The following is a 24801-nucleotide window of genomic DNA, read 5'->3' on the forward strand; positions in this document are numbered from 1 at the left end:
AGAAGGTGGATTGTGGCTGAATCGAAACTTGACGCGGTGGTGTCCCTGGCGAAGCGCCGCGGATTCGTGTTCCCGGCTGGCGAGATCTATGGCGGCACGCGTTCCGCTTGGGACTACGGCCCGCTCGGCGTCGCCCTGAAGGACAACATCAAGCGTGAGTGGTGGCGCTCCATGGTCGTCACCCGTGGCGACGTCGTGGGCGTGGACACCTCCATCATCCTGCCTTCCGAGGTGTGGGTGGCCTCCGGCCACGTCTCCGTGTTCAACGACCCGCTCGTCGAATGCCTGAACTGCCACAAGCGCAACCGCGCCGACAAGCTCGAGGAGAGCTACGCCGAGAAGCACGGCGACAAGCTGCCGGAGAACGGCATGGCCGACATCGTCTGCCCGAACTGCGGCACCCGCGGCAAGTGGACCGAGCCGCGCGACTTCAACATGATGCTGCGCACCCACCTCGGCCCGGTGGAGGACGAGAACAGCCTGCACTACCTGCGCCCGGAGACCGCGCAGGGCATCTTCGTGGACTTCAAGAACGTGATGACCTCCTCGCGCTCCAAGCCGCCGTTCGGCATCGCGAACATCGGCAAGAGCTTCCGCAACGAGATCACGCCCGGCAACTTCATCTTCCGCACCCGCGAGTTCGAGCAGATGGAGATGGAGTTCTTCGTCCAGCCCGGCACCGACGAGGACTGGCATCAGTACTGGATCGACGCCCGCACCCAGTGGTACCTGGACCTCGGCGTCAAGCCGGAGAACCTGCGCCACTACGAGCATCCGAAGGAGAAGCTCGCCCACTACTCCAAGCGCACCGTGGACATCGAATACAAGTTCGGCTTCCAGGGCTCCGACTGGGGCGAGCTCGAGGGCGTGGCCAACCGCACCGACTTCGACCTCTCCGCGCACTCCAAGCACTCGGGCGAGGACCTGAGCTACTTCAACCAGGCCACCGGCGAGAAGTACGTGCCGTACGTCATCGAGCCGGCCGCCGGCCTGACCCGCTCGCTCATGTGCTTCCTGGTGGACGCCTACGACGTCGACGAGGCCCCGAACACCAAGGGCGGCGTGGACAAGCGCACCGTGCTGCGTCTCGACCCGAGGCTCGCCCCGGTCAAGGCCGCCGTGCTGCCGCTGAGCAAGAAGCCTGAACTGAAGTCCGTGGCCGAGGACCTTGCCGCCGACCTGCGCCAGCATGAGTGGATGATCGACTACGATGAGTCCGGCGCCATCGGCCGCCGCTACCGCCGTCAGGACGAGATCGGCACCCCGCTGTGCGTCACCGTCGACTTCGACACGCTCGACGACCACGCCGTGACCATCCGCGACCGTGACACCATGAACCAGGAGCGCGTCTCGCTGGACAGGGTCGCCGAATACGTGGACGCCCGCATCGGCGAGCACCGCACCCGCGTGCCGATGAAGCCCGTCTCCATGGGCGGCGAGGCATGGCCCGACTCCGTGAAGATCAACGAGGCCGGCGGCCTGTACTGATTTCCGCGATGCATCCACTCCCCGGGGACGGGGAGCCGCCGGCGACGGCCGGAACAAGGGTGGCGCCCCTGAGAGACGCCACCCTTTAGTCGTCTGTCCGGCCGTACACGACACCAATCATCCCAAGAAGTGAAGGAATATGGAAGAGAACGTCTCCCTGCCTCCGGTCGAGCTCGGCCCCATTCATGTGAAGACCCCGGTCGTGCTGTCGCCGATGGCGGGCGTGACCAACTGGCCGTTCCGCGTATTGTGCGAGGAGTACGGACCCGAGGGGTTGTACGTGGCCGAGATGATCACGGCCCGCGCCCTGGTGGCGCGCAATCCCAAGGCGTTGCGGCTGTGCCGGTTCGCGCCGGGCGAGCGGATCCGTTCGCTGCAGCTGTACGGCGTGAGCCCCGCCATCGTGGAGATGGCCGCGCGCATCGTGGTGGACGAGGGCATGGCCGACCATGTGGACCTGAACTTCGGATGTCCCGTGCCCAAGGTGACCCGTCGGGGCGGCGGCTCCGCGCTGCCGTGGAAGACCGGCCTGTTCCGCGAGATAATCCAACGCGTGGTGAAGGTCTGCTCCGAGGCGGACATCCCCGTGACCGCCAAGATCCGCGTGGGCATCGACCACGACCACGAGACGTTCCTGCAGGCCGGGCGCATCGCACAGGAGGAGGGATGCGCCGCGGTGACGTTGCATGCGCGCACCACGGCCGAATACTACGGTGGCCACTCCGACTGGAGCCGCATCGCCGAACTCGTGGAGGCGCTGGACATCCCCGTCTTCGGCAACGGCGACATCTGGAGTGCGAACGACGCGCTGGCGATGGTGCGCGAGACCGGCTGCGCGGGCGTGGCCATCGGCCGCGGATGCCAGGGCCGTCCGTGGCTGTTCGCCGATCTCAGGAACGCGTTCGCCGGGTCGGACGAGCGCATGGAGCCCACACTCGGCGAGGTGGGCCGCATCATCATGCGGCATGCCGAGCTGCTCACCGAGTTCTATGACGGCGACGAGACCATGGCCGTCCACGACCTGCGCAAGCACGTGGCCTGGTATCTCAAGGGCTTCCCCGTGGGGGGAGGCGTCCGCAGGGCGTTCATGGAATGTGAAGACTTGGGGGATGTTCGCCGTCAGGTCGATTCCCTCGACCCGGACATCCCCTATCCGCGGGCCGTCGAGGACAAGCCGAGGGGGAGGGTGCGCTACGCGAAGAAGGTCCATCTGCCCTACGGCTGGCTCGACTCCCAGGAGCTGACCGAGGAGCAGCGACGCACGGTGATTAGCGCCGATCCGTTGGATGCCTCATACTGAAGACGATAGAGAAAACCCGTACACGCTATACAATATTCACGATTGAACGGTAATACTGCGATAAAGTTAGGCATAACCGTGAGTGACAGGAGCATACAGTGAGCGACATTGCCGAAGCTGACAACTTCAACAATAAGACCCTCATCAAGGTCGTTGGTGTGGGCGGAGCCGGCGGCAACGCGGTGAACCGAATGATCGCCGAAGGACTGCAGAACGTCCAGTTCGTCGCCATCAACACGGATGCCACCGACCTGTTGCGCTCGGATGCCGATGTCAAGATCTCCCTTTCCGACAACTCCAACCGTGGTCTCGGCGCCGGCGCCGACCCGGAGAAGGGCGCCAAGGCGGCCCAGGACCACCAGTCCGACATCGAGGAGGCCCTCAAGGGCGCCGACATGGTGTTCGTCACCTGCGGCGAGGGCGGCGGCACCGGCACCGGCGCCAGCCCCCTCGTCGCCCGCTGCGCCCGCCAGCTCGGCGCGCTCACCGTGGCCGTGGTCACCCGTCCGTTCAGCTTTGAGGGCCCGCGCCGTTCCGCCTCCGCGGACACCGGCATCCAGAACCTGAGCAAGGAGGTCGACGCGCTGATCGTCATTCCCAACGATCGTCTGCTCGATTTGTCCGACCGCTCCATCAGCATCATCGACGCGTTCAAGACCGCCGATTCCGCACTGCTGGCCGGCGTGCAGGGCATCACCGACCTCATCACCATGGTCAACCCGTACATCCACGTCGACTTCGCCGACGTCACCTCCGTGCTCAAGGACTCCGGCACCGCGCTGTTCGGCATCGGCTCCGCACGGGGCGAGGACCGCGCCAACCAGGCCGCGGAGATCGCCATCAGCTCCCCGTTGCTCGAGTCGAGCATCGAAGGCGCCCACGGCGTGCTGCTCAACATCGCCGGCCCGATGAACCTCTCCCTGCAGGAGGCCAACGAGGCCGCCGAGCTCGTGCGCGAGGCCGTCCATCCGGAGGCGCAGATCATCTGGGGTCTCGCCCTCGACGACGCCTACGGCGACGAGGTGCGCGTCACGGTCATCGCCGCCGGCTTCGACGCGAAGAAGGACGTCAAGAGCTCCTATCGTCCGGTGGAACGCAACACCACGTCGGGCGACCGTGCCGAGGTCTCCAGGCCCGAGGTCCCCGAGCTCCGTCTCGACGACATGAGCACCCGCCCCGCCCCGCAGCCCGAGCAGCAGCCGGCTGCCGCGCCCGTGGCCCCGGCCCCCCAGCCCGCGCAGCAGGCCGCACCCGACAGCACCAACGAGCAGCCGGCGGTCAACCCGCGCACCACGTTCCCGGATTCCGGCTTCGACGATCTTGACATCCCCGATTTCCTGCGCTGACATTTTCTGAAGGAGAACTATGGCCGGTTTCATGAAGAAGACGATGTCGTATCTCGGCATGGCCGATGTCGACGTCGATGACGACGACATCGTGCAGGAGGAGCCCGACGTCGTCCCATCGTCGTTCGACTCCGACACCACGGTGACGCCGGCCTCCCCGGTATCCCCGGCCCCCGCGACCGCGTCGCGCTCCCGCCAGACCCCGTTCAAGGCACAGCTCAACCGCATCACCACGATTCACCCCAAGACCTATGAGGAGGCGCAGCTGGTCGGCCGCGCCATCCGCGACGGCGTGCCCGTGGTGCTGAACCTCACCGGCGTGGAGGAGAGCGTGGCGTATCGCATCGTGGACTTCTCCGCGGGTGTCGTGTTCGGCGTCCGCGGCTCCATCGAACGCGTGACCCCGCGCGTGTTCCTGCTCAGCCCGGCGCAGGTCAACATCAAGGTCGAGGACACGTCGGCGGACTCCAACGCCGACATCTTCGGTGACTGACGGAACCGTTCGGCGCGGGGCGAACGGTTCCGCGGGCGTTGATACGGTTGCACTATGAGTTTGATATTTATCCTGCGTCTGATCCTCGACTGGCTGATCAACGCCTACATCTTCGTGCTGTTCGTGCGTATGATCCTCGATTGGGTCAATGTGCTCGCCCCCCGCTGGTATCCGCGTGGCGTCGTGGCGTCGCTCATCGACATCGTCTACCAGCTGACCGAACCCCCGCTGCGATGGCTGAGAAGGTACATCCGGCCGATACCGCTCGGCGCATTATATCTTGACGTGAGTTTCATCGTCCTGTATTTTGCCTTGGTGGTGCTGCAGATCATCATCTGAATCATCTGACACCCCAGAACACGCGTCGCAAATGACATGGGTTCCCCGTCCGGTCATAGATGGCGTGCTAGCATAGTTTCGAGTACGTAATTTCATGAGCTCCTATCGAGCTGAGAGTGAGGTTGGGATCTGCAATGGCCCTGTTGACACCGAATGATATTCGTAACCACATTTTCCAGACGGTTCGTTTCAAGGAAGGCTACGACATCGACGAGGTCGATGACTTCCTGGATGAGGTCACCGAAACGGTAGAGGCACTCGGCAGCCAGGCAGCGCAGTCGGGTTCCACCCAGTCCCTCGGTCCGGATGTGGCGGCGCTGAACGAGAAGATCTCGCAGCTGACCAACGAGAACGGGAAGCTGCAGAACGAACTTGCCCAGGCCAAGGCGGCCCCCCAGCAGCAGACCTCCTCCGCGGATGCCGAGCAGGTGCAGGCGCTCATCAGCCAGAACGGCCAGCTCAAGTCCCAGGTCGACCAGCTCAACGCCCAGATCGACCAGCTCACCGCCCAGTCCGCCAAGAGCGACGGCATGTCCGCGCAGTTCGAGGCCGAGCGTCGCCGCTCCGCCGAACTCGCCAACCAGCTGCAGGCCGCCAAGCAGCAGATCGCCATGCTGCAGCAGTCCCAGAACTCCTCCAACGGCCAGACCGCCCAGGCCAACAACCAGATCGCCACCCTCACCCGCGAGCTCGAAGCCGCCAAGACGCGTGAATCCCAGCTGCGCGAACAGCTCTCCAAGGTCGAACCCTCCACCGAGACCGGCAGCCTGCGCAAGATCGCCGGTGCCGGTGCCGGCGCCACCACCGAGCCCGAACGCGCCACCGCGATGCTCGCCCTCGCCATGCAGCTGCATGACCAGTATGTCGACAAGGGCAAGGCCCAGCGTGACCAGCTCATTTCCGAAGGCCAGGCCAAGCACGAGGACGTCATCCAGAAGGCCGACGCCTACAGCAAGCGCATCCATCAGGACGCCGACGCCTACTCGCAGCGCGTCCACTCCGAGGCCGACGCCTACAGCAAGAAGACCCGCAGCGAGGCCGACGACTACTCGGTGAAGACCCGCAACCAGGCCGACCAGTACTCCAAGAAGACCCATGAGGAGACCGAGGCCTACAGCAAGCAGGTGCGCAGCGAGGCCGACGCCTACAGCGCCCAGACCCGCCAGACCGCCGAGGAGTCCGCGAAGAAGACCCGCAACGTGGCCGACCAGTACGATCGCCGCACGCGTGACGCCGCCGACGACTACGCACAGCAGGTCAAGGAGAAGCTGTACAACGACTCCAAGGTCATCGAGGGCAACATCGAGGGCCTCAAGCAGTTCGAAGCCGAGTACCGCAGCCGCCTGACCGAGTTCCTCGGCCAGCTGACCACGCAGATCTCGGACACGAACAACTACGCGACCATGCAGGACAACCCGCTGAGCAAGTAGTCCTCCGTATACGGCATGGGTATCAACAACTCGACAAGACGGCCGCGTCTGTGCGTGGCCGTCTTCGCATGTGTGGCCGTCATCGCGCTGGCGCTCGACCGCGTCACCAAGATGATGGCATTGGCATCACTGGACACGCAGCATGCCGTGACGGTGGTCCCCGGGCTGCTGTCGCTGCGTCTGCTGCATAATCCCGGCGCTTCGCTGGGCATGGGCTCGTCGATGACCTGGGCCATCGCGCTGCTGGCCATCGTCATGTCCGTGGTCATCCTCGTGGCCGGACTGCGCACCACGTCGCCGATTTGGGCCGTATGTCTGGGATTGGCCCTGGCGGGCGCGGCGGGCAACCTCATCGACCGTGTGATCTACGCGACGGGTGTGCTCGACGGCAGTGTCGTGGACTTCCTCGACTATGGGTGGTCGGTCGGCAATGTCGCCGACATCTGGCTCATGGTCGCGGGCATCGGATTGGTCATACTCGTGTTCAGGTCCGTGCCATTGCGGACGCCGCGACGGGAGGACGACGCGGATGCGCCGCATGTGGCGGCATCGTCCACGACGGAGGTGCACTGATGTCGACGATCGTTCCCGCCCCCGACGCCCTGGTGGGCAAGCGCTTCGATGTGGCCGTGGCCAAGATGACCGGCGAATCGCGCTCGAAGTCCAGCGAGCTCATCTCCTCCGGGCAGGTGCGTCTTCTGCACCGTTCCAGCGACCGTTCCACCACGCTGCTCGCCGGCGACATGGTGGAGTTCGACATCGTCGACCGGGCGCCCGAGCCCGAACCGGTGAGCATGGACATGGCGATCGTCTACGAGGACGACGACATCGTCATCGTAGACAAGCCCGTCGGCGTGGCCGCGCACGCCTCGGTCGGATGGAGCGGACCCACCGTGCTGGGCAGCCTGCTGCAACGCGGCGTGCACATCACCGACTATGGCGCACCCGGACGGCAGGGCATCGTCAGCCGGCTCGACGTGGGCACCAGCGGGCTCATGCTGGTGTGCAAGTCCGAACTGGCGTACAAGGAGATGCGACGCCAGTTCTCCGAGCATGAGGTCGTCAAGACCTACCATGCCATCGCCCAGGGCGACTTGGCGCAGGACAAGGCCACCATCGAGGCACCCATCGGCCGGGCCAAGGTCTCCGACTTCCGGTTCACCGTCACACCCGCCGGCAAGCCGGCCGTCACCCACTGGGACGTGCTTGAACGCTTCGGCGAGGCCACACTGGCGAAAATCAATCTGGAGACCGGCCGCACGCACCAGATTCGCGTGCACTTCTCATCCATCGGGCACCCGCTGGTCGGCGACCACATGTACGGGGCGAACCCGCGTCTCGCCGAAACGCTTGGTCTGGAGCGCCAATGGCTGCACGCCATGGCATTGGATTTCCGCCACCCGCGCACCCACGTCTGGACGCATGTGGAATCCCATTATCCGTCCGACCTCCAGCACGCGCTCGACGTGCTGCGTGAACGCAGGAACCAGCGGGACGAGGCCTAGCCCCGGCCGTGCGCTACAACGCGTTCAGTTGCGCCCACGCCGCGTAGCCGAGCGGCGCCAACGACACCAGTATGGCCGTGACCGCCATCCACAGTCCCCGTCTTCGCCGTCCGGTACGGGTGTCGACGCGCAGGCATTGCACCGTTGCGACGATTCCGGCAAGCATCGCCGCGGCGGCGCACATCAGGGTGAGCAGACCCAGAGCAATGACGGCCAGCAGCACCACTGCATCCTCGGCCCGGTAGTCGCCCCTCCCCAGATACAGGAAGCCGGCCGCGGCCGACGCCAGCATCAGCAGGCACAGCACGGCGAATATCAGGGCGGCGACCGCGGTCCCGGAGAAACGGGGCTTCGCCGGACAGGCCGTTTCTTCCAAGCTGGTGGCGCGCGCATCGACTCCGGCGATGGGCGGCGGGGGAGCGGTGGCAGGGGCCTGCGGCCTCGCGGGGCGCATGGGTTCGGTGGGCTGTGTTCTCATACATCCATCATTCCGGCCGTGGATGGCCTGCGCAAGCCATGGGCGAAATGTTGACGGATGTGGAACACGCCCGGAATCCCGCCGATTCCCCCGCACCGTCATCCATCGGCGGGAAAGCGGGTTGCGCGCGTGCGGTATGGTGGAGCCTATGGCTGAACCGGCAAAGAACTTCGTGCATCTGCATAACCACACGCATTACTCCCTGCTCGACGGCGCATCGAAGATCCCGAATCTGGTGAATCGCGTCAAGGAGCTCGGCATGCCGGCCGTCGCCATCACCGACCACGGCAACATGCACGGCGCCTACGAGATGTGGAGCACCGCGGTCAACGCCGGAGTCAAGCCCATCATCGGCATCGAGGCCTATGTGACGCCGGAGACCGCCCGGCAGGACAAGTCCCGCGTGCATTGGGGCACCGAGGAGCAGCGCAAGGCAGGCGACGACGTCTCCGGCGGCGGCCTCATCACCCACCTGACCATGTGGGCGGAAAACGACGAGGGACTCGTCAACCTGACGAAGGCCAGTTCCGTCGCCAACCTCGAAGGCCGCGTGATGCGCTACCCGCGTATGGACAAGGAGGTGCTCTCCACGTACTCCAAGGGCGTCATCGCCTCCTCCGGATGCCCCTCGGGCATCATCCAGACGCGCCTGCGCCTCGGCCAGTTCGACGACGCGCTGCGTGTGGCGGGGGAGATGCAGGACATCTTCGGCAAGGACAGCTTCTACATCGAACTCATGGACCATGGTCTGAGAATCGAACGCCAGGTCACCGAAGGCCTGCTGACCATCGCGAAGAAGCTCAACGCCCCGCTGCTCGCCACCAACGACTCCCACTACGTCAAGGCCGAGGACGCAGGCGCACAGGACGCCATGCTGTGCATCAACTCCGGATCGAGGCTCGACGACCCCGACCGCTTCAAGTTCGACGGCACCGGATACTACATCAAATCCGCCGAGGAGATGCGCGACCTGTTCAAGGAGTTCCCCGAGGCGTGCGACAACACGCTGGAGATCGCCGAACGGTGCAACGTCATGTTCGACGACCACGAGGACGGCGCGTTCATGCCCCGGTTCGACTGCCCCGAAGGCTGGGACGAGACCTCCCTGTTCCTCAAGAAGGTGGAGGAGGGCCTCGAGAAACGCTATGACGGCAACGTTCCCGAACACGTCTCCAAACAGGCCGACTACGAATGCGGCGTCATCTGCCAGATGCAGTTCCCCGGCTACTTCCTCGTCGTCGCCGACTACATCAACTGGGCCAAGGAGCACGGCGTCATGGTCGGCCCCGGCCGAGGCTCCGCCGCAGGCGCCATGGTCGCCTACGCCATGGGCATCACCGAGCTCGACCCGCTCGAGCACGGTCTGATCTTCGAGAGGTTCCTCAACCCCGAACGCGTGTCCCTGCCCGATATCGACGTCGACTTCGACCCCGAGGGCCGTATGAAGGTGCTCGAATACGTGGCCGACAAATACGGCCACGACAAGGTCGCCCAGTGCGTGATCTACGGCACCATCAAGACCAAGCAGGCGCTCAAGGACTCCGCCCGCATCATGGGCTACGAGTTCTCCATGGGCGAGCGCGTCACCAAGGCATTGCCACCCGCCGAAACCGGTGGCAAGGACATCAAGCTGCACGACATCTTCGACCCGAAGGCCAAGCGCTACGCCGAGGCGCGCGAATACCGCGAACTGTACGACACCGACCCCGACGTCAAACGCATCACCGAGGAGGCGATGGGCATCGAGGGCCTGATCCGTCAGACCGGTGTGCACGCCTGCGCCACCATCATGGGGTCGGAGCCCATCACCGACACGTCGCCGTTGCTGGAACGCACCGACGGCACCGTGACCACCACGTTCGAATACCATACGTGCGAGACGCTCGGCCTTGTGAAGATGGACTTCCTCGGGCTTTCCAACCTCACGGTCATCCGCGACACGCTCAAGAACATCGAACACAACGGCAAGGGAACCATCGACTACACGAAGATTCCCCTGGACGACAAGCCCACGTACGACCTGCTCTCGCGCGGCGACACGCTCGGCGTCTTCCAGCTCGATTCCGACGGCATGCGCTCCCTGCTCAAGACCCTCAAGCCCGACAACTTCAACGACATCTCCGCCCTCATCGCCCTGTACCGACCGGGCCCCATGAGCATGGACTCGCATACCAACTACGCCAAGCGCAAGAACGGCCTGCAGAAGATCGTGCCCATCCACCCCGAGCTGGAGAAGCCGCTCAAGCAGGTGCTCGACGAGACCTACGGCCTCATCATCTACCAGGAGCAGGTGCAGTCCGCCGCCCGAATTCTCGCCGGCTACTCCCTCGGCAAGGCCGATGTGCTCAGGCGCGCCATGGGCAAGAAGAAACCCGAGGTGCTGGCCAAGGAGAAGATCCCGTTCTTCGCCGGCATGAAGGAGCACGGCTACTCCGAGGAGTCCGCCGAGGCCGTGTGGGAGATCCTCGTGCCGTTCTCCGGCTACGCGTTCAACAAGGCCCACTCCGCCGCCTACGGGCTCATCTCGTACTGGACCGCCTACCTCAAGACCCATTACCCCACCGAGTTCATGGCCGCGCTGCTGCAGGGCGCCGCCACCAACAAGGACAAGACCGCGCTCTACCTCGGCGAGGCCAGGCGCATGGGCATCCAGGTGCTCTCCCCGGACGTCAACGAATCCGTGTACGAGTACTCCGCCGTCGGCGACGTCGTGCGCTTCGGCCTCGGCGCCATCCGCAACGTGGGCGAGAAGGCCGTGGCCGACATCATCGCCGAACGCAACGGCCCCCACGGCAAGTACGTGAACTTCATGGACTACATCAAGCGCGTGCCGCTGACCGCGCTCAACCGCCGCCTGGTCGAATCGCTCATCAAGGCCGGCGCCTTCGACTCCATCGATCCGAACCGCCGCGCCCTCTACGAGATCCACGAGGACGCCATCGACCAGATCGTGCCGCTGAAGCGCAAGGAGGCCGAAGGCCAGTTCGACCTGTTCGCCGGCCTCGGCGACGACGACGGGGACGCCGCCGGCGACCCGCTCGGCGACGCCGACGTGCAGGTGCCCGACATCGAGGAGTGGCCCAAGAAGGAGAAGCTCAACTTCGAACGCGAGATGCTCGGCCTGTACGTCTCCGACCATCCGCTCTCCGGCATGAGCTCCGTGCTCGCCGGCCTGCGCGACATGTCCATCGCCCAGCTCATCAACCGGGCGCCCACCATGCCCGACCGCGAGCAGGTGGCGATAGCCGGCCTCATCACCAACGTGGACCGGCGCGTCTCCAAGAAGGGCAACCCGTGGGCGATCGTGACCATCGAGGATCTGGAGAGCTCCATCCAATGCATGTTCTTCGGCAAGGCGTACGAGTCCGCCGCGCCGAACCTGGCCCTAGACAAGATCGTGCGCATCCGCGGCGTGGCCGACGTGCGCGACGAGACCGTGTCGTTCCGCGCCTCCGACATGGAGGAGGCGGTGCTGGAGGCCGAGGACGAGCGCGCGCTCGTCATCATGCTGCCCGAGGCGGCCATCGACCGGCCGCATATGGAACGGCTCGCCGCCATACTGCGGCAGCATCCCGGCTACAGCGAGGTCAGGTTGGCGGTGACGCACGACAAGGGCGACGTCACCCTGCTCACCTTCGGCGACAACTTCCGCATCAAACGCGACACGTCGCTGTTCGGCGAGATCAAGACCATCTTCGGACCCGCCTGCCTCGCCGCGGCCTGACGCACCGGGCCTTATCGCCGTGGGCTTCTCGATCCAGCAGTTCGATCCGAAGAAGATCAATCCGAACGACGACAAGGCCATCATCCACATCAACACGTTCGTGGAGGACACGGACGCGCACTACTCCACGACGCTCAACATCATGGCCGACATCGACCAGACGCTCGCCGCGCTCATCGTCCGTCTACGCCGTGAAGGGGTCGCGTTCGACGATTCGCATCCGGCGATTCGCGAACTGCTCCATCGCGAGTACGAGTCCTGCGCGGACGACGATTCGTTCCCGATGAAGCCGCAGCGCATCGTATATGACACGCGCCGCGCCGTGGAGGACGACGGCGTGGTGCTCGTCGACACGGGCGCGCTCAAGATGTGGATGGCGCGTCTCTACCCCACATACCGGTCCAACACCTGCGTGATCGACAACTCGCTCTCCACGATGGCATGGACGCTGCCCGGCGCCGTGGCCGCATCGATGGCCGATCCCGGCAGGCCCGTGCTCGCGGTGATGGGCGACGGCAGCTTCATGATGAACGTGCAGGAGATCGAGACGGCCGTCCGATGCGGCTGCCGCATGGTGATCCTGGTGTGGGTGGACGAGGCGTATGGCCTGATCAAATGGAAGATGGACATCCACGACGGCACCCATGAGTACGTGGACTTCAACAACCCCGACGTGGTGGCGCTCGGCGCGAGTTTCGGCGCCAAGGGACACGAGATCGAAAGTGCCGACGAGCTCTACCCGGTGCTGCATCATGCGCTGCGTTCCGGCAGCGGCGTCGACATCATCGCCTGCCCGGTGGACTACCGCGAGAACATGCGGCTCATCGAGAAGCTGGGTGATATCGACTTCTCCGGCTGAGCGTCGTTGCGCCGTTTCTCCGTCCCCGGGATTAGTATGGTCCGGTCAATCGGACGAGGGAAGGAGCGGCGGCGTATGGGCGCGGATGGCACCGAAACGAAAACGGGGACGGGCGGAACCGTCGGCAGGGCGTTCAGGGCGGCGTTCCCGCTGACCCTGCCCATCGCCGCCGGCTTCCTGTTCCTCGGTTGCTCATACGGCCTGCTCATGCACGCCAAGGGCTTCGCGTTCCTCTACCCGGTGTGCATGGCGTATTTCATCTTCGCCGGTTCGATGGAGTTCGTCACGGTGAATCTGCTGCTCAGCGCGTTCAACCCCGTCGCCGCGTTCATGTTGTCGTTGATGGTCAACGCGAGGCATCTGTTCTACGGACTGTCGATGCTCGGCAAGTACAAGAACATGGGATGGAAGAAGCCGTATCTGATCTTCGCGATGTGCGACGAAAGCTTCGCCATCAACTCGTCGGCCCGCATCCCCGACGGCGTGGACCACGGATGGTTCATGCTGTTCGTGAACCTGCTCAACCGTTGGTATTGGATAGCCGGCACCGCGCTCGGATGGCTGGTCGGCGGCCTGCTGCCGGTGAGCACCAAGGGCATCGAATTCGTACTGACCGCATTGTTCCTCGTCATCTTCCTCGACCAGTGGATGGGGGAGAAGCGGCATCTTCCCGCCATGGTGGGCGTGCTCGCCTCGCTGGGATGCCTCGTCGTGCTCGGTCCCGACCGGTTCATGATTCCGTCGATGGTGCTCATGCTCGTGTTGTTCGTCATTCTGCGTCCGTATCTCGACGATCCGCGGCCGGTGGCCGATGATGGCGGTGCCAGGGGAGAAAAGAACGACGTCGATGATGCCGACGACGTCGTGAAGAACGTAGAGGACACGGAGGCGAACGCATGACGATGACCGTGCTGCAGAGCGTACTGACGATAGCGGTGGTCGCGTTGGGGACCATGCTCACCCGCTTCCTGCCGTTCCTGCTGTTCCCCGAGTCGAAGGAGCCTCCGCGCTTCATCGAATACCTCGGCAAGGTGCTGCCGTATGCGATGACCGGCCTGCTGGTCGTCTACTCCCTCAAGGACGTCTCGCCCATGACCGGGGACCACGGCGTCCCCGAGCTCATCGCCATGGCGGCCATCGTCGCATTGCACGCGTGGAAACGCAACATGCTGCTGTCGATCGCCGGGGGGACCGTCCTGTACATGGTGCTCGTCCAGATGGTGTTCGTCTGACATCTCGTGGCGATGTGTCGTTTGGTGTTCGCCTGACGATGAACTCGCGCCACGATGTTCCGACATGTGGGTTTTCCCGTTCGCGACGGTGATGTGAACGGACTACACTGCTAGTTGACTGAATACCAGCGCAGATGATTCCGTGAGTCATTCGTGAAAAGGGGCGATGTATGGGCAACGGAAAATCCATGAAAGTCAGCGAGATGATCGGCACGTTCCTCGAACCGGACGCACCGGTGAGGGTCGACGCGTTCGACGGGTCGTCGTTCGGCCCGTCCGACGCCGACCTGCAGATCGCCATCACCAGTCCGAAGATGATGTACCAGCTGGTGCACAACCCCAACGAGATCGGCGTGGCCCGCTCGTACATCCTCGGCTACTTCGACATCAAGGGCATCGACTACGCGGACCCGTATCCGCAGCTGCGGCAGCTCGTGGCGCTCTCGCCGTACGTGCGCAAGCCCTCGCCGGCCGAGCTGGCCCGGCTCGCCGCCGCCGTGCTCAGCCACGGCATCCACAAGGTGGAGGTGCCCGAATCCGAGGGTCCGTCGAAGTTCGACCGCATCCGCCACGGCCTGATCCCGCACACCGAGAAGGCCGACTCCGAGACCGTCAGCTTCCACTACGACCTGTCGAACGAGTTCTATTCGCGGTTCCTCGGCCCGTCGATGACGTACACGTGCGCCGTGTTCGACACCCCGGAGACCAGTCTCGATGTGGCCCAGCAGCGCAAGCTCGACCTTGTGCTTGACAAGCTCGACCTCAAGCCGGGCCAGCGCCTGCTCGACATCGGCTGCGGCTGGGGTTCCATGGTCATCGCCGCCGCGAAGCGCGGCATCAAGGCATTGGGCGTCTCGCTCTCCCGCGAGCAGATCGAGTACGGCCAGGAGTGGATCCGCCGCGAAGGCCTCGAGGACCTCGCCGAACTGCGCGTGATGGACTACCGCGAAGTGCCCGAACGCGACTTCGACGGCGTATGCTCCATCGGCATGATGGAACACGTGGGCGCCAAGAACTACCAGCACTACTTCAACGAGATGTACAAGCTCGTCAAGCCCATGGGCAAGCTGCTCAACCACCAGATCACCATCAGCCACAACAAGCCCAACGGCCGTCCCGGCACCGACGAGTTCCTCGACCGGTACATCTTCCCCGACGGCGACCTCGCCTCGCCCGGCTTCATCGAGTCGCGCATCCACGACGCCGGATTCAACGTGGTGCATCAGGAGAACCTTCGCCAGCACTACGCGCTCACCCTGCACAACTGGAACCGCAACCTCAAGGCCAACTGGGACGCCGAGGTGGCCGAGGTGGGCTTCGAACGCGCCAAGGTGTACGGCCTGTACCTCGCCGCCTGCGCGCTGAACTTCGAGCTCGACGGCATCCAGGTGCACCAGTTCCTCGCCGTCAAGCCCGACCGTGAGGGCCATCCGATGGGCGACTGGTATCCGCTGCGCCCGTGGTGGAAGGCCTGACCGTTCCCGCAATCCCACGCCGTCCGCGCCCCGATGGGCCGGACGGCGTTTCCGTCTCCGAAGTATGAGACGATGCGTCTGATTCGCCGGTTTTCGTCAGTGGCGGTTTCTACCATCGTGAACATGGCAGAGAACATTATGCGAATCATTGACCTTCGAGGCAAGAGCCTCAGCCGAGCCGAACTGCTGGCCGCGATGCCGCGCGCCGCGATGGGAACCTCCGAGGCCACCGACCTCGTGCGACCCATCCTCGACGACGTGAAGGAGCGCGGCGCCGCCGCCCTGCGCGACTTCGAGGAGAAGTTCGACCACGTGCGTCCCGCGAACCTGCGCGTGCCCAAGGAGGCCATCGCCGCGGCGCTCGACACCCTCGACCCCGAGGTACGCGCCGCCATCGAGGAGTCCGTGCGCCGCGCCCGCGCCGTGGCCGCCAACCAGGTGCCGAAGGACTTCCACACCGACCTGGCCGAAGGCGCCCGCGTGGCCGAACGCTGGATTCCCATCCAGCGCGTGGGCCTGTACGTGCCCGGCGGCAAGGCCGTCTACCCGAGCTCGGTGATCATGAACGCGGTGCCGGCCCAGGCCGCCGGCGTCGAATCGCTCGCCATCGCCACCCCGCCGGCCCGTGACGACGCCGAGGGCCTGCCGAACAAGACCATCCTCGCCACCTGCGCCATCCTCGGTGTCGACGAGGTGTACGCCGTCGGCGGCGCCCAGGCCATCGCCATGTTCGCTTATGGCGCCAAGGGCTCCGAGCCGCAGGACGGCGACGTGCTGTGCGATCCGGTCGACAAGATCACCGGTCCTGGCAACATCTTCGTGGCCACCGCCAAGTCGCTCGTCTCCGCGTTCGTGGGCATCGACGCCGTCGCCGGCCCCACCGAGATCGGCATCATCGCCGACAAGGACGCCAACCCGAGCCTCGTGGCCGCCGACCTCATCGGCCAGGCCGAGCACGACGAGCTCGCCGGCTCCGTGCTGTTCACCGATTCGCCGGAACTCGCCGACAAGGTGCAGGAGAACCTGAACTACCGCGTGCCGCGCACCGAGCACGCCGAACGCGTGCACACGTCTCTCTCCGGCACCCAGTCCGCCATCGTCCTCACCGACGGCCTCGACCAGTCCATCGACGCCGCCAACGCCTACGCCGCCGAACACCTCGAGATCCAGACCGCCGACGCGGACGCCGTCGTCAAGCGCATCAGGAACGCCGGCGCCATCTTCCGCGGCCCCTATTCGCCGGTGCCGCTCGGCGACTACATGTCCGGCTCCAACCACGTGCTGCCCACCGGCGGCACCGCACGCTTCGCCGCCGGACTCGGCGTGCACACGTTCATGAAGCCCGTCGAGGTCATCGAATACGACGAGGAGGGCCTGAAGGCCCTGGCCGCGCGCATCAACGCGTTCGCCGTCTCCGAGGACCTGCCCGCCCACGGCGAATGCGTGCTCTCACGCTTCGTCAAGGACCCCTACGACAAGGCCACCCTGCGCGAGCAGGAGAAGGAAGCCGGCCTGCGATGAGCGAGACGACCAGCAACGCCATCCCCGCAAGCCTGCCGCTGCGCAACGACCTGCGAGGTGAGGAACCGTACGGCGCACCCCAGCTCGACGTCCCCGTCTGCCTCAACGTCAACGAGAACCCGTACCCGCCCGCCCCCGACGTGGTCGACACCATCGCCGAGCGCGTGCGCGAGATCGCCCCGACGCTTAACCGCTACCCGGACCGCGAGCACATCGCCCTGCGCAAGGCCTTCAGCGACTACCTCGCCAAGGAGTCCGGCACCCGCCTCGCCGTCGACCAGCTGTGGGCCGCCAACGGCTCCAACGAGATCATGCTCCAGCTCTTCCAGGCGTTCGGCGGCCCGGGACGCAAGGCCCTGAGCTTCACGCCCACATACTCCATGTACCCGGAGTACGCGCGCGACACGTTCACCGAATGGGTCACGGTGCCCCGCAACGACGACTTCACCATCGACACCGACGTGGCCGTCGAAGCCATCAAGACCATCCGGCCCGCCATGGTGCTCGTCACCAGCCCCAACAACCCCACCGGCACCCCGCTGCCCATGGACCAGACCCGCGCCCTCCTCGCCGCATGCGAGCAGGCGTCCGTCGACGGCGCGCCCGACGGCGTGCACCCGATCCTCGTGGTGGACGAGGCCTATGTGGAGTTCCGTACGCCCGGCGTGCCCTCCGCCGTGAGCCTCGTGGACGAGCATCCGAACCTCGCCGTCAGCCGCACGATGAGCAAGGCATTCGCCTACGCCGGCGCCCGTGTCGGCTACATCGCCGCAAGCAAGGGCATCATCGATTCCATGCGCATCGTGCGCATGCCCTACCATCTGAGTGCCGTCACCCAGGCCGCGGCCCTCGCCGCCCTCGAGCACACCGACGAACAGCTCAGCACCGTCGCCCACCTGCGCGAGACCCGCGAGCAGACCGCCGCATGGCTCGAAACGCTCACCTACAAGGGCCGTAACCTCACGGTGGCACACTCGGAATCGAACTTCGTGTACTTCGGCGTCTTCGACGACCGCGACCTCATCTTCGACGAACTGCTCAAGCGCGGCGTGCTCATCCGCGACGTCGGCCCCGACGGCTGGCTGCGCGTATGCATGGGCACCGACGAGGAGATGGCCACGTTCCGCAAGGCGTTCGTGGAAGTGCTCGAACTGGCCCAGAAGGCCTGAAAGGAGTCGGGATGGCAAGAACAGCCACCATCACACGCGAGACCAGCGAGTCCTGCATCGAGCTGACGCTCAACCTCGACGGCACCGGAAAGACGAACATCGACACCTCCGTGCCCTTCTACAACCACATGATGACCGCACTCGGCAAGCATTCGCTCATCGACCTCGACATCAAGGCCCATGGCGACACCGACATCGACGTGCACCACACCGTCGAGGACACCGCCATCGTCTTCGGCGAGGCGTTGAAGCAGGCCCTCGGCGACAAGCGCGGCATCCGCCGCTTCGCCGACGCCACCGTGCCCCTCGACGAAGCCCTCGCCAAGGCCGTCGTCGACATCTCCGGCCGCCCCTACGCCGTATGCACCGGCGAGCCGGAAGGATTCCAGTACGCCATGATCGGCGGCCACTTCACCGGCTCCATGGTGCGTCACGTCATGGAATCCATCGCACTGCACGCCGGCCTGTGCCTGCACCTGCAGCTGCTCGCCGGACGCGACCCCCACCACATCGCCGAAGCCGAGTTCAAGGCCGTCGCCCGCGCACTGCGCTTCGCCGTCGAACCCGACCCGCGCATCCAGGGCCTCATCCCCAGCACGAAGGGATCGCTATGAGCGACCAGACACCCAACACCCCGAACGACGCCGACCGCGACCCCGACTCACTCAGCGAGGAGGAGATCAACGCCGCACTCGCCGGATTCGAGGACGAGCTCAACGGCATGGACTCGTTCGACGCGGAGCTCCAGGGGCTGCTCGGCAACAAGGCCAAGGCCGCAGTGCTCATCACCCAGCTGAGCGCCGCCGACCTGCTCGCCGCGTTCTGCCAGCTCGCCGACATCTCCGCCCAGTGCGTGGCCGCCAAGACCGGGGCGGTCGCCGTGCTGCGCAACGTGGACGGCGACGGGCCCGAGGCCGCGGCACGCGACCTCACCACCGTGATCTCGGGGCTTTCGGTCGTGCTGGCCGTGAACCGTGCGGACAAGCTCGAAGCCACCCTGTGGGTCAACGGCAAGCCCGGTACACAGTTCGCGCCGCCCGTGCTGTTCATGTCCACGCCCGAATTCGTGGAGGACCTGCTCATCGGCACCACCGACATCGACAGCCTCCAGAAACAGGACCTCACCATCGTGGACTCCGGCGCGATGGAACGTGCCGAGGCGCTGAACGTGATAGCCCAGCATACGAAATTCGGCCGCGGTGGCTCCACCAAAGGTTCCAGCGTCGACTGAGATTCCGACCGAGACATCCCGATGGCCGGCGGGCAGACGGCCCGAACAGAAAGGCATGACATGACATCCGTAGTGGTATTCGACTATGGCTTCGGCAATGTGCGCTCCATGGTGCGTGCGTTGGCGAACCTCGACGTCGATGTGACCCTGACCAGCGACTACCGCCAGTCCATGGACGCGGACGGACTCGTCGTCCCCGGCGTCGGTGCGTTCGCCGCCTGCGTGAAGGGACTGAGGACCGTGGGCGGCGACCGTGTGATCGCCGAACGCCTCCAGGCCGGCAAACCCGTGCTCGGCGTATGCGTCGGCCTCCAGGTGATGTTCTCGCAGGGCGTCGAAGGCGGCACGCCTGCCGACGGCCTCGGATACTTCGGGGGAGTGGTCGAACCGCTCGACGCCGACGTGGTGCCCCACATGGGTTGGAACACCATCGAGGCTGCCGAAGGATCCCGTCTGCTCAAGGGCCTTGGGAACGAGCGCTTCTACTTCGTCCATTCCTACGCCGTAAGCCATCCGACCGATGACGGCGCGAACGGCGGCGTGCTCGCCGGCGACGACGAGCGCATCACCTGGTGCGAGTACGGCCGCAGCCGCTTCGTCGCGGCGGTGGAGCAGGGGCCGCTCAGCGCCACCCAGTTCCATCCCGAAAAGTCCGCCGAGGCCGGCGCCCAGCTCCTGCGCAACTGGATCGCCACCTTCTAGCCTCTCCGGCCCTCCGACGAGGGGACTGTCAGCGAAGCTGACCGGGGGAGAGACCGCGGCGCAGCCATACCATCACATCGGCCGCAGGCCGATTCCACAACTTTTCCGAAAGGACCACATCATGCTCACCCTTCTTCCCGCCGTCGACGTGCGCGACGGCAAGGCCGTACGCCTGCGTCAGGGCGAATCCGGCTCCGAGACCGACTACGGCAGCCCACTCGAGGCCGCCCGCACCTGGGTCGAATCCGGCGCCCAGTGGATTCATCTCGTCGACCTCGACGCCGCCTTCGGCACCGGCGACAACCGCGCCCAGCTCAAGGCCATCGTCGGCGAACTCGGCGACAAGGTCAACATCGAGATGAGCGGCGGCGTACGCGACGACGCCAGCCTCGACGCCGCGCTCGACGCCGGCGCCGCCCGCGTCAACATCGGCACCGCCGCACTCGAAAACCCCGAATGGACCGCCGCAGTCATCAAGAAGTACGGCGACCGCGTGGCCGTCGGCCTCGACGTGCGCGGCCACACCCTTGCCGCCCGTGGCTGGGTCAAGGAGGGCGGCGACCTGTTCGAGACCATGAAGTTCCTCAACGACGCCGGCTGCTCCCGCTACGTCGTCACCGACGTGGCCCGCGACGGCATGATGAGCGGTCCGAACATCGAACTGCTGCGCGAGGTCGCCGAACGCACCGACGCCAAGGTCACCGCATCCGGCGGCATCTCCAGCCTCGACGACCTGCGCGCCATCAAGACGCTCGACGGTCTCGGCGTCGACTCCGCCATCCTCGGCAAGTCCCTCTACGCCCGCGCCTTCACCCTCCAGGAGGCCCTCGAAGTCGCCAACGCCTAAGGAGGGAATCGCCTTCGGCGATGCGGTGTCCATAGCGGCTTCGCCGCGGTCTCTCCCTCCGTCACGCCTTACGGCGTGCCACCTCCCTCGTCAGAGGGAGGTGTTGCCGTTTTGGGCAAGCGTTCCTTTTCCGTCATCCTGAGCAATCATTCCCCATATGCATCCTGAGCGAGCGGAGCGAGTCGAAGGAGTCACCTAGCTCGGAGAAGATCCTTCGACTCCGGCCTACGGCCTTCGCTCAGGATGACATAGGGGAGACACCCTATGTCACTTCGCGCAGGGGAGGCGGCCGGACCTGATGGCGTCCATGAACACGGCGTAGTCCAACTCGTTCTGGTCCGCATACTGCTTCGCGAACGCCATGATCGCATTATCGAACGTGTCGTCGTCGCCCATATACGCGCTGATCGCGATCGCATCGCCCGTGCGCGCATGCGCGTGCGCCAACGCCCACGCGCTCATACGGGCCGTATTGATGATGCCCTCCTTGCCGGCATGGTCCAGATCGATCGACCCCTTGCCGTTCCACAGCTGACGCACGTAATAATCCTTGCGCAGGCCCTCCGGCGTCGTCATGCTCGTCCAGCCCAGCAACACATCCGACGTCGTCTGGATGACCTTCTGCCCCTGCACCACACGCTCGCCATGCGTGCGGAACCGGCTGCGGCCCACGAACCGCTCCAGCACCGACTCCTCGGCCTCCTTGATCTGCAGCACCAGCGCGTCGTTCACATCACGGCCCGACAGCAGCATCACCCACACGCGCGTGCCCACACTGCCCACGCCCACGACCTTGCGCGCCGCATCATGATAGCGGTGGTACGAATCCAGCACCTGACGGCGGTCCGCATACAGATTGTCCTTGTACCGGCTGAACAGCGTCTCGATCGTCACATCCAACGGACCCTCATGGTCATAGCCCTTCAGCTCGCCGATCGGCACCAGTTCAGGCGGATCGGAACGGAAGCGCGGCTCGCCATCCACCAGCTCGCCGAACTTGCGCGCCGCATGGTTCGAATCCTTCGACAACGCCTTGTTCACCGCCTTGCGCAGCGTCTTGCTCGGCATGCCGTTGCGTGAATACTCCTGCAGCGTCTTCTCCACATCGAGATTCGCATACCAGACGTCGAGATTGTCCATCTTCGCGAACTCGTCCATCGACTCATGATACGAACGGATGCACGCCTGCACCGCACGCCGGCTCGTCTCCCCGTCGAAGCCGCGGTCACGCGCGCAGATCTCCACGCTCGTCACCAGACGCTTCACATCCCACTCCCACGGACCAGGCAGCGTCTCATCGAAATCATTCACATCGAACACCAGATGCTGCGTCGGCGACATGAAAATACCGAAATTCGCGATATGCGCATCGCCCACGCACTGCACCGGAATCCCGCTGACCGGCGTCTGCGCCAGATCCGACGCCATGATCAGCGCCGTGCCCCGGTAGAACGTGAACGGCGAAACACTCATCCTCGCATACCGCAGCGGAATCAGCTCCTGCACGCGAATCGCCGACTGCTCCTCCAGCAAGGCGATCTTCTCCACACGGTTCGGCAACGGATGCCACATCGCATGACTGCCCAACGGCGCCCGACGCCTCGCGATCGTGCCCATCAACGCACGGTCCTTGGGATTCGAGGCCTCCACCCAATCCAACGTCACCGGAGGCTCCTCCACGCCATCCGAGGCGCCGCCGAACGGGGCGGAAAACCGCGTCGTCGCGGAAATCCCAATCGCAGTCATGACAACAAACTCCTTCGCAAACAAGAGGACAGCCGACCATAACACCATACCCGCAAACACGTCCACAATGCGACACGCAACCCTTCTGTTAACGACACGTGAAACAAACTCATGAAACCATGTCACACATGGACAGACAGCAGGAGTTTGCTTTGCGCACGGTCGAAGAACGCGACGTGCGCTTTATTCGTTTATGGTTCACCGACGTTCTCGGCACCCTCAAATCAGTGGCCATCGCGCCCGCCGAACTCGAAGCCGCCTTCGAAGAGGGCCTCGGCTTCGACGGCTCCGCCATCGAAGGACTCACCCGAGTCTCCGAAGACGACATGATCGTCAAGCCCGACCCCTCCACCTTCCAGATCCTCCCATGGCGGGGCGGCCCCCAAGGCACCGCCCGCATGTTCTGCGACGTGCTCACCCCCGAAGGCGAACCCAGCCTCGGCGACCCGCGCCACGTGCTCAAGCGCACCCTCGCCAAAGCCAAGGAAAAAGGCTTCACCTTCTACATCCACCCCGAAATCGAGTTCTACCTCTTCGAACTCCAGGACGACTGGTCCAAGTCGCCCAAGCCCGTCGACGAAGGCGGCTACTTCGACCACGTGCCGCGCAGCCCCGGCATGGACTTCCGCCGCGCCACCGTCAACATGCTCGAACAGATGGGCATCTCCGTCGAATACTCGCACCACGAAGGCGGACCCGGCCAGAACGAGATCGACCTGCGCTACGCGGACGCCCTCACCATGGCCGACAACATCATGACCTTCCGCACCGTCGTCAAGGAAATCTCCCTCGAACGCGGCATCCACGCCAGCTTCATGCCCAAGCCGTTCTCCAACCACCCCGGCTCCGGCATGCACACCCACCTCAGCCTCTTCGAAGGGGACGCCAACGCCTTCTACGAAGCCGGCCAGGAATTCAACATGTCGCTCACCGCGCGCCAGTTCGCCGCCGGCATCCTCTACCACGCCGCCGAAATCACCGCCGTCTGCGACCAGTTCGTCAACTCCTACAAGCGCCTCTGGGGCGGCAACGAAGCCCCCAGCTACATCTGCTGGGGCCACAACAACCGCTCCGCACTCCTCCGCGTGCCCCAATACAAGCCCGGCAAAGGCAACTCCGCGCGCATGGAGTTCCGTGCCCTCGACCCCGTCACCAACCCCTACCTCGCCTATTCGCTCCTCCTCGCCGCCGGCCTCGACGGCATCGACAAGCAAATGACCCTCGGCGAACCCACCAGTGACGACGTCTGGGAGCTCACCGACGAGGAACGCCAGGCCATGGGCATCGAACCCCTGCCCGACTCCCTCGACACCGCCCTCAAGATCATGGAGAAATCCGACTTCGTCGCCGACGTCCTCGGCGAACACGTCTTCCGCTACTTCCTGCGCAACAAGCGCAAGGAATGGGAGGACTACCGGGGGCAGATTACTCCCTACGAACTCCAGCACTACCTCCCCAAGCTGTAGAAAATCCGTTTCACGGAGCGTTATCCGGCTATGGGAAACTCGACGTACTTTTGTACGCCTTCGTTTCCCAACGCCGGATACCGCACGCGTGAAACGGCTTTTTACTTAGGCGGTAAAAAACTCGACGTACTCTTGTACGCCTTCGTTTTTGTCCATGGCGATACCGCACACATGGAACGGCTTTTTTTTTACTTTGGCGGTGAAAAAACGGGGAAGTGGGTCTAACCCGTTTATGAGGAAGGGGTTTTCGGCGTCCCCGTGTATGTCATAGACCCACAAACCTTTTTATGAGCCTTTTGACCCACGGTTATTGAATGGCCGAGACCCACAAATCTATTCCGGAGACCTTTCCATCATCGAATTATTGCGGACGTGGGTCTTCGACAACGTCGGCTAGCTCACAATGCGATGTGGGGAATCTCACGGCAACATGGCGCGGGAACATCCCAT

21 protein-coding genes and 1 pseudogene are annotated in these 24801 nt (G+C 64.7%); 20 read left to right on the forward strand and 2 right to left on the reverse strand.

The annotated features are described in order from the left end of the window. Positions 1–12: 12 nt before the first annotated feature. The 8 genes from KIH77_RS03170 (at position 13) to KIH77_RS03205 (ending at position 7901) form a co-directional block, all read left to right on the forward strand. Entirely contained in the window at positions 13–1488 is a 1476-nt protein-coding gene (locus KIH77_RS03170; RefSeq protein WP_219099643.1) for a glycine--tRNA ligase, read from the forward strand. A 139-nt stretch (positions 1489–1627) separates the two neighbouring features. Further along, positions 1628–2788, forward strand: a complete 1161-nt coding sequence (gene dusB / locus KIH77_RS03175) for a tRNA dihydrouridine synthase DusB (RefSeq protein WP_219099645.1) — start codon at positions 1628–1630, stop codon at positions 2786–2788. Between the two features lie 98 nt (positions 2789–2886). After that, positions 2887–4134: a cell division protein FtsZ gene (gene ftsZ / locus KIH77_RS03180; RefSeq protein ID WP_219099647.1), complete on the forward strand. Its 1248-nt coding sequence runs from the start codon at positions 2887–2889 to the stop codon at positions 4132–4134. A 19-nt stretch (positions 4135–4153) separates the two neighbouring features. Then, on the forward strand, positions 4154–4627 hold the full coding sequence (locus KIH77_RS03185) for a cell division protein SepF (RefSeq protein WP_219099649.1): 474 nt from the start codon (positions 4154–4156) through the stop codon (positions 4625–4627). A gap of 54 nt (positions 4628–4681) precedes the next feature. Beyond that, complete coding sequence (locus KIH77_RS03190) at positions 4682–4966, forward strand: YggT family protein (RefSeq protein ID WP_372445350.1); 285 nt, start codon at positions 4682–4684, stop codon at positions 4964–4966. 134 nt (positions 4967–5100) lie between these two features. After that, positions 5101–6396: a DivIVA domain-containing protein gene (locus tag KIH77_RS03195; protein ID WP_219099651.1), complete on the forward strand. Its 1296-nt coding sequence runs from the start codon at positions 5101–5103 to the stop codon at positions 6394–6396. 21 nt (positions 6397–6417) lie between these two features. Then, a complete protein-coding gene (locus KIH77_RS03200; RefSeq protein ID WP_372445357.1) occupies positions 6418–6969 on the forward strand; it encodes a signal peptidase II in 552 nt (183 codons plus the stop codon). Next, positions 6969–7901 carry an RluA family pseudouridine synthase gene (locus KIH77_RS03205; protein ID WP_219099654.1) on the forward strand — a complete coding sequence of 311 codons (933 nt, stop codon included), beginning with the start codon at positions 6969–6971 and terminating at the stop codon, positions 7899–7901. The genes KIH77_RS03200 and KIH77_RS03205 overlap by 1 nt, the downstream gene beginning before the upstream one ends. Positions 7902–7914: 13 nt before the next feature. On the opposite strand, the gene KIH77_RS03210 is transcribed toward KIH77_RS03205, so the two are convergent. After that, entirely contained in the window at positions 7915–8277 is a 363-nt protein-coding gene (locus KIH77_RS03210; RefSeq protein WP_219099655.1) for a hypothetical protein, read from the reverse strand. 250 nt (positions 8278–8527) lie between these two features. Between KIH77_RS03210 and dnaE the strand changes: the two genes are divergently transcribed. The 11 genes and pseudogenes from dnaE (at position 8528) to priA (ending at position 21139) form a co-directional block, all read left to right on the forward strand. Then, positions 8528–12103, forward strand: a complete 3576-nt coding sequence (gene dnaE / locus KIH77_RS03215; protein WP_219099657.1) for a DNA polymerase III subunit alpha — start codon at positions 8528–8530, stop codon at positions 12101–12103. A gap of 10 nt (positions 12104–12113) precedes the next feature. Continuing rightward, positions 12114–12962: pseudogene (locus KIH77_RS03220) on the forward strand (thiamine pyrophosphate-dependent enzyme); the annotation flags it as partial. 75 nt (positions 12963–13037) lie between these two features. Then, positions 13038–13862 carry an AzlC family ABC transporter permease gene (locus KIH77_RS03225; protein ID WP_219099658.1) on the forward strand — a complete coding sequence of 275 codons (825 nt, stop codon included), beginning with the start codon at positions 13038–13040 and terminating at the stop codon, positions 13860–13862. Beyond that, positions 13859–14194 carry a branched-chain amino acid transporter permease gene (locus KIH77_RS03230; protein ID WP_219099659.1) on the forward strand — a complete coding sequence of 112 codons (336 nt, stop codon included), beginning with the start codon at positions 13859–13861 and terminating at the stop codon, positions 14192–14194. The genes KIH77_RS03225 and KIH77_RS03230 overlap by 4 nt, the downstream gene beginning before the upstream one ends. A 170-nt stretch (positions 14195–14364) precedes the next feature. Beyond that, positions 14365–15669, forward strand: coding sequence for a class I SAM-dependent methyltransferase (locus tag KIH77_RS03235; RefSeq protein WP_219099660.1), 1305 nt, complete (start codon positions 14365–14367; stop codon positions 15667–15669). Positions 15670–15792: 123 nt separating this feature from the next. Then, complete coding sequence (gene hisD, locus KIH77_RS03240) at positions 15793–17190, forward strand: histidinol dehydrogenase (protein WP_219099661.1); 1398 nt, start codon at positions 15793–15795, stop codon at positions 17188–17190. After that, positions 17187–18359, forward strand: coding sequence for a histidinol-phosphate transaminase (locus tag KIH77_RS03245; protein WP_219099662.1), 1173 nt, complete (start codon positions 17187–17189; stop codon positions 18357–18359). The genes hisD and KIH77_RS03245 overlap by 4 nt, the downstream gene beginning before the upstream one ends. A gap of 11 nt (positions 18360–18370) precedes the next feature. Beyond that, positions 18371–18973, forward strand: a complete 603-nt coding sequence (hisB, locus tag KIH77_RS03250) for an imidazoleglycerol-phosphate dehydratase HisB (RefSeq protein WP_219099664.1) — start codon at positions 18371–18373, stop codon at positions 18971–18973. Then, on the forward strand, positions 18970–19590 hold the full coding sequence (locus KIH77_RS03255) for a hypothetical protein (RefSeq protein ID WP_219099666.1): 621 nt from the start codon (positions 18970–18972) through the stop codon (positions 19588–19590). Before hisB ends, KIH77_RS03255 begins: the two co-directional genes overlap by 4 nt. A 60-nt stretch (positions 19591–19650) precedes the next feature. After that, positions 19651–20292, forward strand: a complete 642-nt coding sequence (hisH, locus tag KIH77_RS03260; RefSeq protein ID WP_219099668.1) for an imidazole glycerol phosphate synthase subunit HisH — start codon at positions 19651–19653, stop codon at positions 20290–20292. A gap of 118 nt (positions 20293–20410) precedes the next feature. Beyond that, a complete protein-coding gene (gene priA, locus KIH77_RS03265) occupies positions 20411–21139 on the forward strand; it encodes a bifunctional 1-(5-phosphoribosyl)-5-((5-phosphoribosylamino)methylideneamino)imidazole-4-carboxamide isomerase/phosphoribosylanthranilate isomerase PriA (RefSeq protein WP_219099839.1) in 729 nt (242 codons plus the stop codon). A gap of 267 nt (positions 21140–21406) precedes the next feature. On the opposite strand, the gene KIH77_RS03270 is transcribed toward priA, so the two are convergent. Beyond that, the gene (locus tag KIH77_RS03270) at positions 21407–22756 is read right to left on the reverse strand and encodes a DUF2252 domain-containing protein (RefSeq protein WP_236024455.1); all 1350 of its coding nucleotides are present in this window, start codon (positions 22754–22756) and stop codon (positions 21407–21409) included. Positions 22757–23013: 257 nt separating this feature from the next. Here KIH77_RS03270 and glnA point away from each other — a divergent pair, with 257 nt between their 5' ends. Then, a complete protein-coding gene (glnA, locus tag KIH77_RS03275) occupies positions 23014–24351 on the forward strand; it encodes a type I glutamate--ammonia ligase (RefSeq protein ID WP_219099671.1) in 1338 nt (445 codons plus the stop codon). Positions 24352–24801 lie beyond the last annotated feature (450 nt).

Source organism: Bifidobacterium pluvialisilvae, assembly GCF_019331695.1.
Classification (GTDB): domain Bacteria; phylum Actinomycetota; class Actinomycetes; order Actinomycetales; family Bifidobacteriaceae; genus Galliscardovia; species Galliscardovia pluvialisilvae.

Excerpts from the sequence above, each read along its gene's own strand:
- dusB (WP_219099645.1), top strand. The coding sequence starts at position 1,628 with ATGGAAGAGAACGTCTCCCTGCCTCCGGTCGAGCTCGGCCCCATTCAT.
- KIH77_RS03185 (WP_219099649.1), top strand. The coding sequence starts at position 4,154 with ATGGCCGGTTTCATGAAGAAGACGATGTCGTATCTCGGCATGGCCGAT.
- KIH77_RS03190 (WP_372445350.1), top strand. The coding sequence starts at position 4,682 with ATGAGTTTGATATTTATCCTGCGTCTGATCCTCGACTGGCTGATCAAC.
- KIH77_RS03195 (WP_219099651.1), top strand. The coding sequence starts at position 5,101 with ATGGCCCTGTTGACACCGAATGATATTCGTAACCACATTTTCCAGACG.
- KIH77_RS03205 (WP_219099654.1), top strand. The coding sequence starts at position 6,969 with ATGTCGACGATCGTTCCCGCCCCCGACGCCCTGGTGGGCAAGCGCTTC.
- dnaE (WP_219099657.1), top strand. The coding sequence starts at position 8,528 with ATGGCTGAACCGGCAAAGAACTTCGTGCATCTGCATAACCACACGCAT.
- KIH77_RS03225 (WP_219099658.1), top strand. The coding sequence starts at position 13,038 with ATGGGCGCGGATGGCACCGAAACGAAAACGGGGACGGGCGGAACCGTC.
- KIH77_RS03230 (WP_219099659.1), top strand. The coding sequence starts at position 13,859 with ATGACGATGACCGTGCTGCAGAGCGTACTGACGATAGCGGTGGTCGCG.
- KIH77_RS03235 (WP_219099660.1), top strand. The coding sequence starts at position 14,365 with ATGGGCAACGGAAAATCCATGAAAGTCAGCGAGATGATCGGCACGTTC.
- hisD (WP_219099661.1), top strand. The coding sequence starts at position 15,793 with ATGGCAGAGAACATTATGCGAATCATTGACCTTCGAGGCAAGAGCCTC.
- KIH77_RS03245 (WP_219099662.1), top strand. The coding sequence starts at position 17,187 with ATGAGCGAGACGACCAGCAACGCCATCCCCGCAAGCCTGCCGCTGCGC.
- hisB (WP_219099664.1), top strand. The coding sequence starts at position 18,371 with ATGGCAAGAACAGCCACCATCACACGCGAGACCAGCGAGTCCTGCATC.
- KIH77_RS03255 (WP_219099666.1), top strand. The coding sequence starts at position 18,970 with ATGAGCGACCAGACACCCAACACCCCGAACGACGCCGACCGCGACCCC.
- hisH (WP_219099668.1), top strand. The coding sequence starts at position 19,651 with ATGACATCCGTAGTGGTATTCGACTATGGCTTCGGCAATGTGCGCTCC.
- KIH77_RS03270 (WP_236024455.1), bottom strand. The coding sequence starts at position 22,756 with ATGGGCACGATCGCGAGGCGTCGGGCGCCGTTGGGCAGTCATGCGATG.
- glnA (WP_219099671.1), top strand. The coding sequence starts at position 23,014 with ATGGACAGACAGCAGGAGTTTGCTTTGCGCACGGTCGAAGAACGCGAC.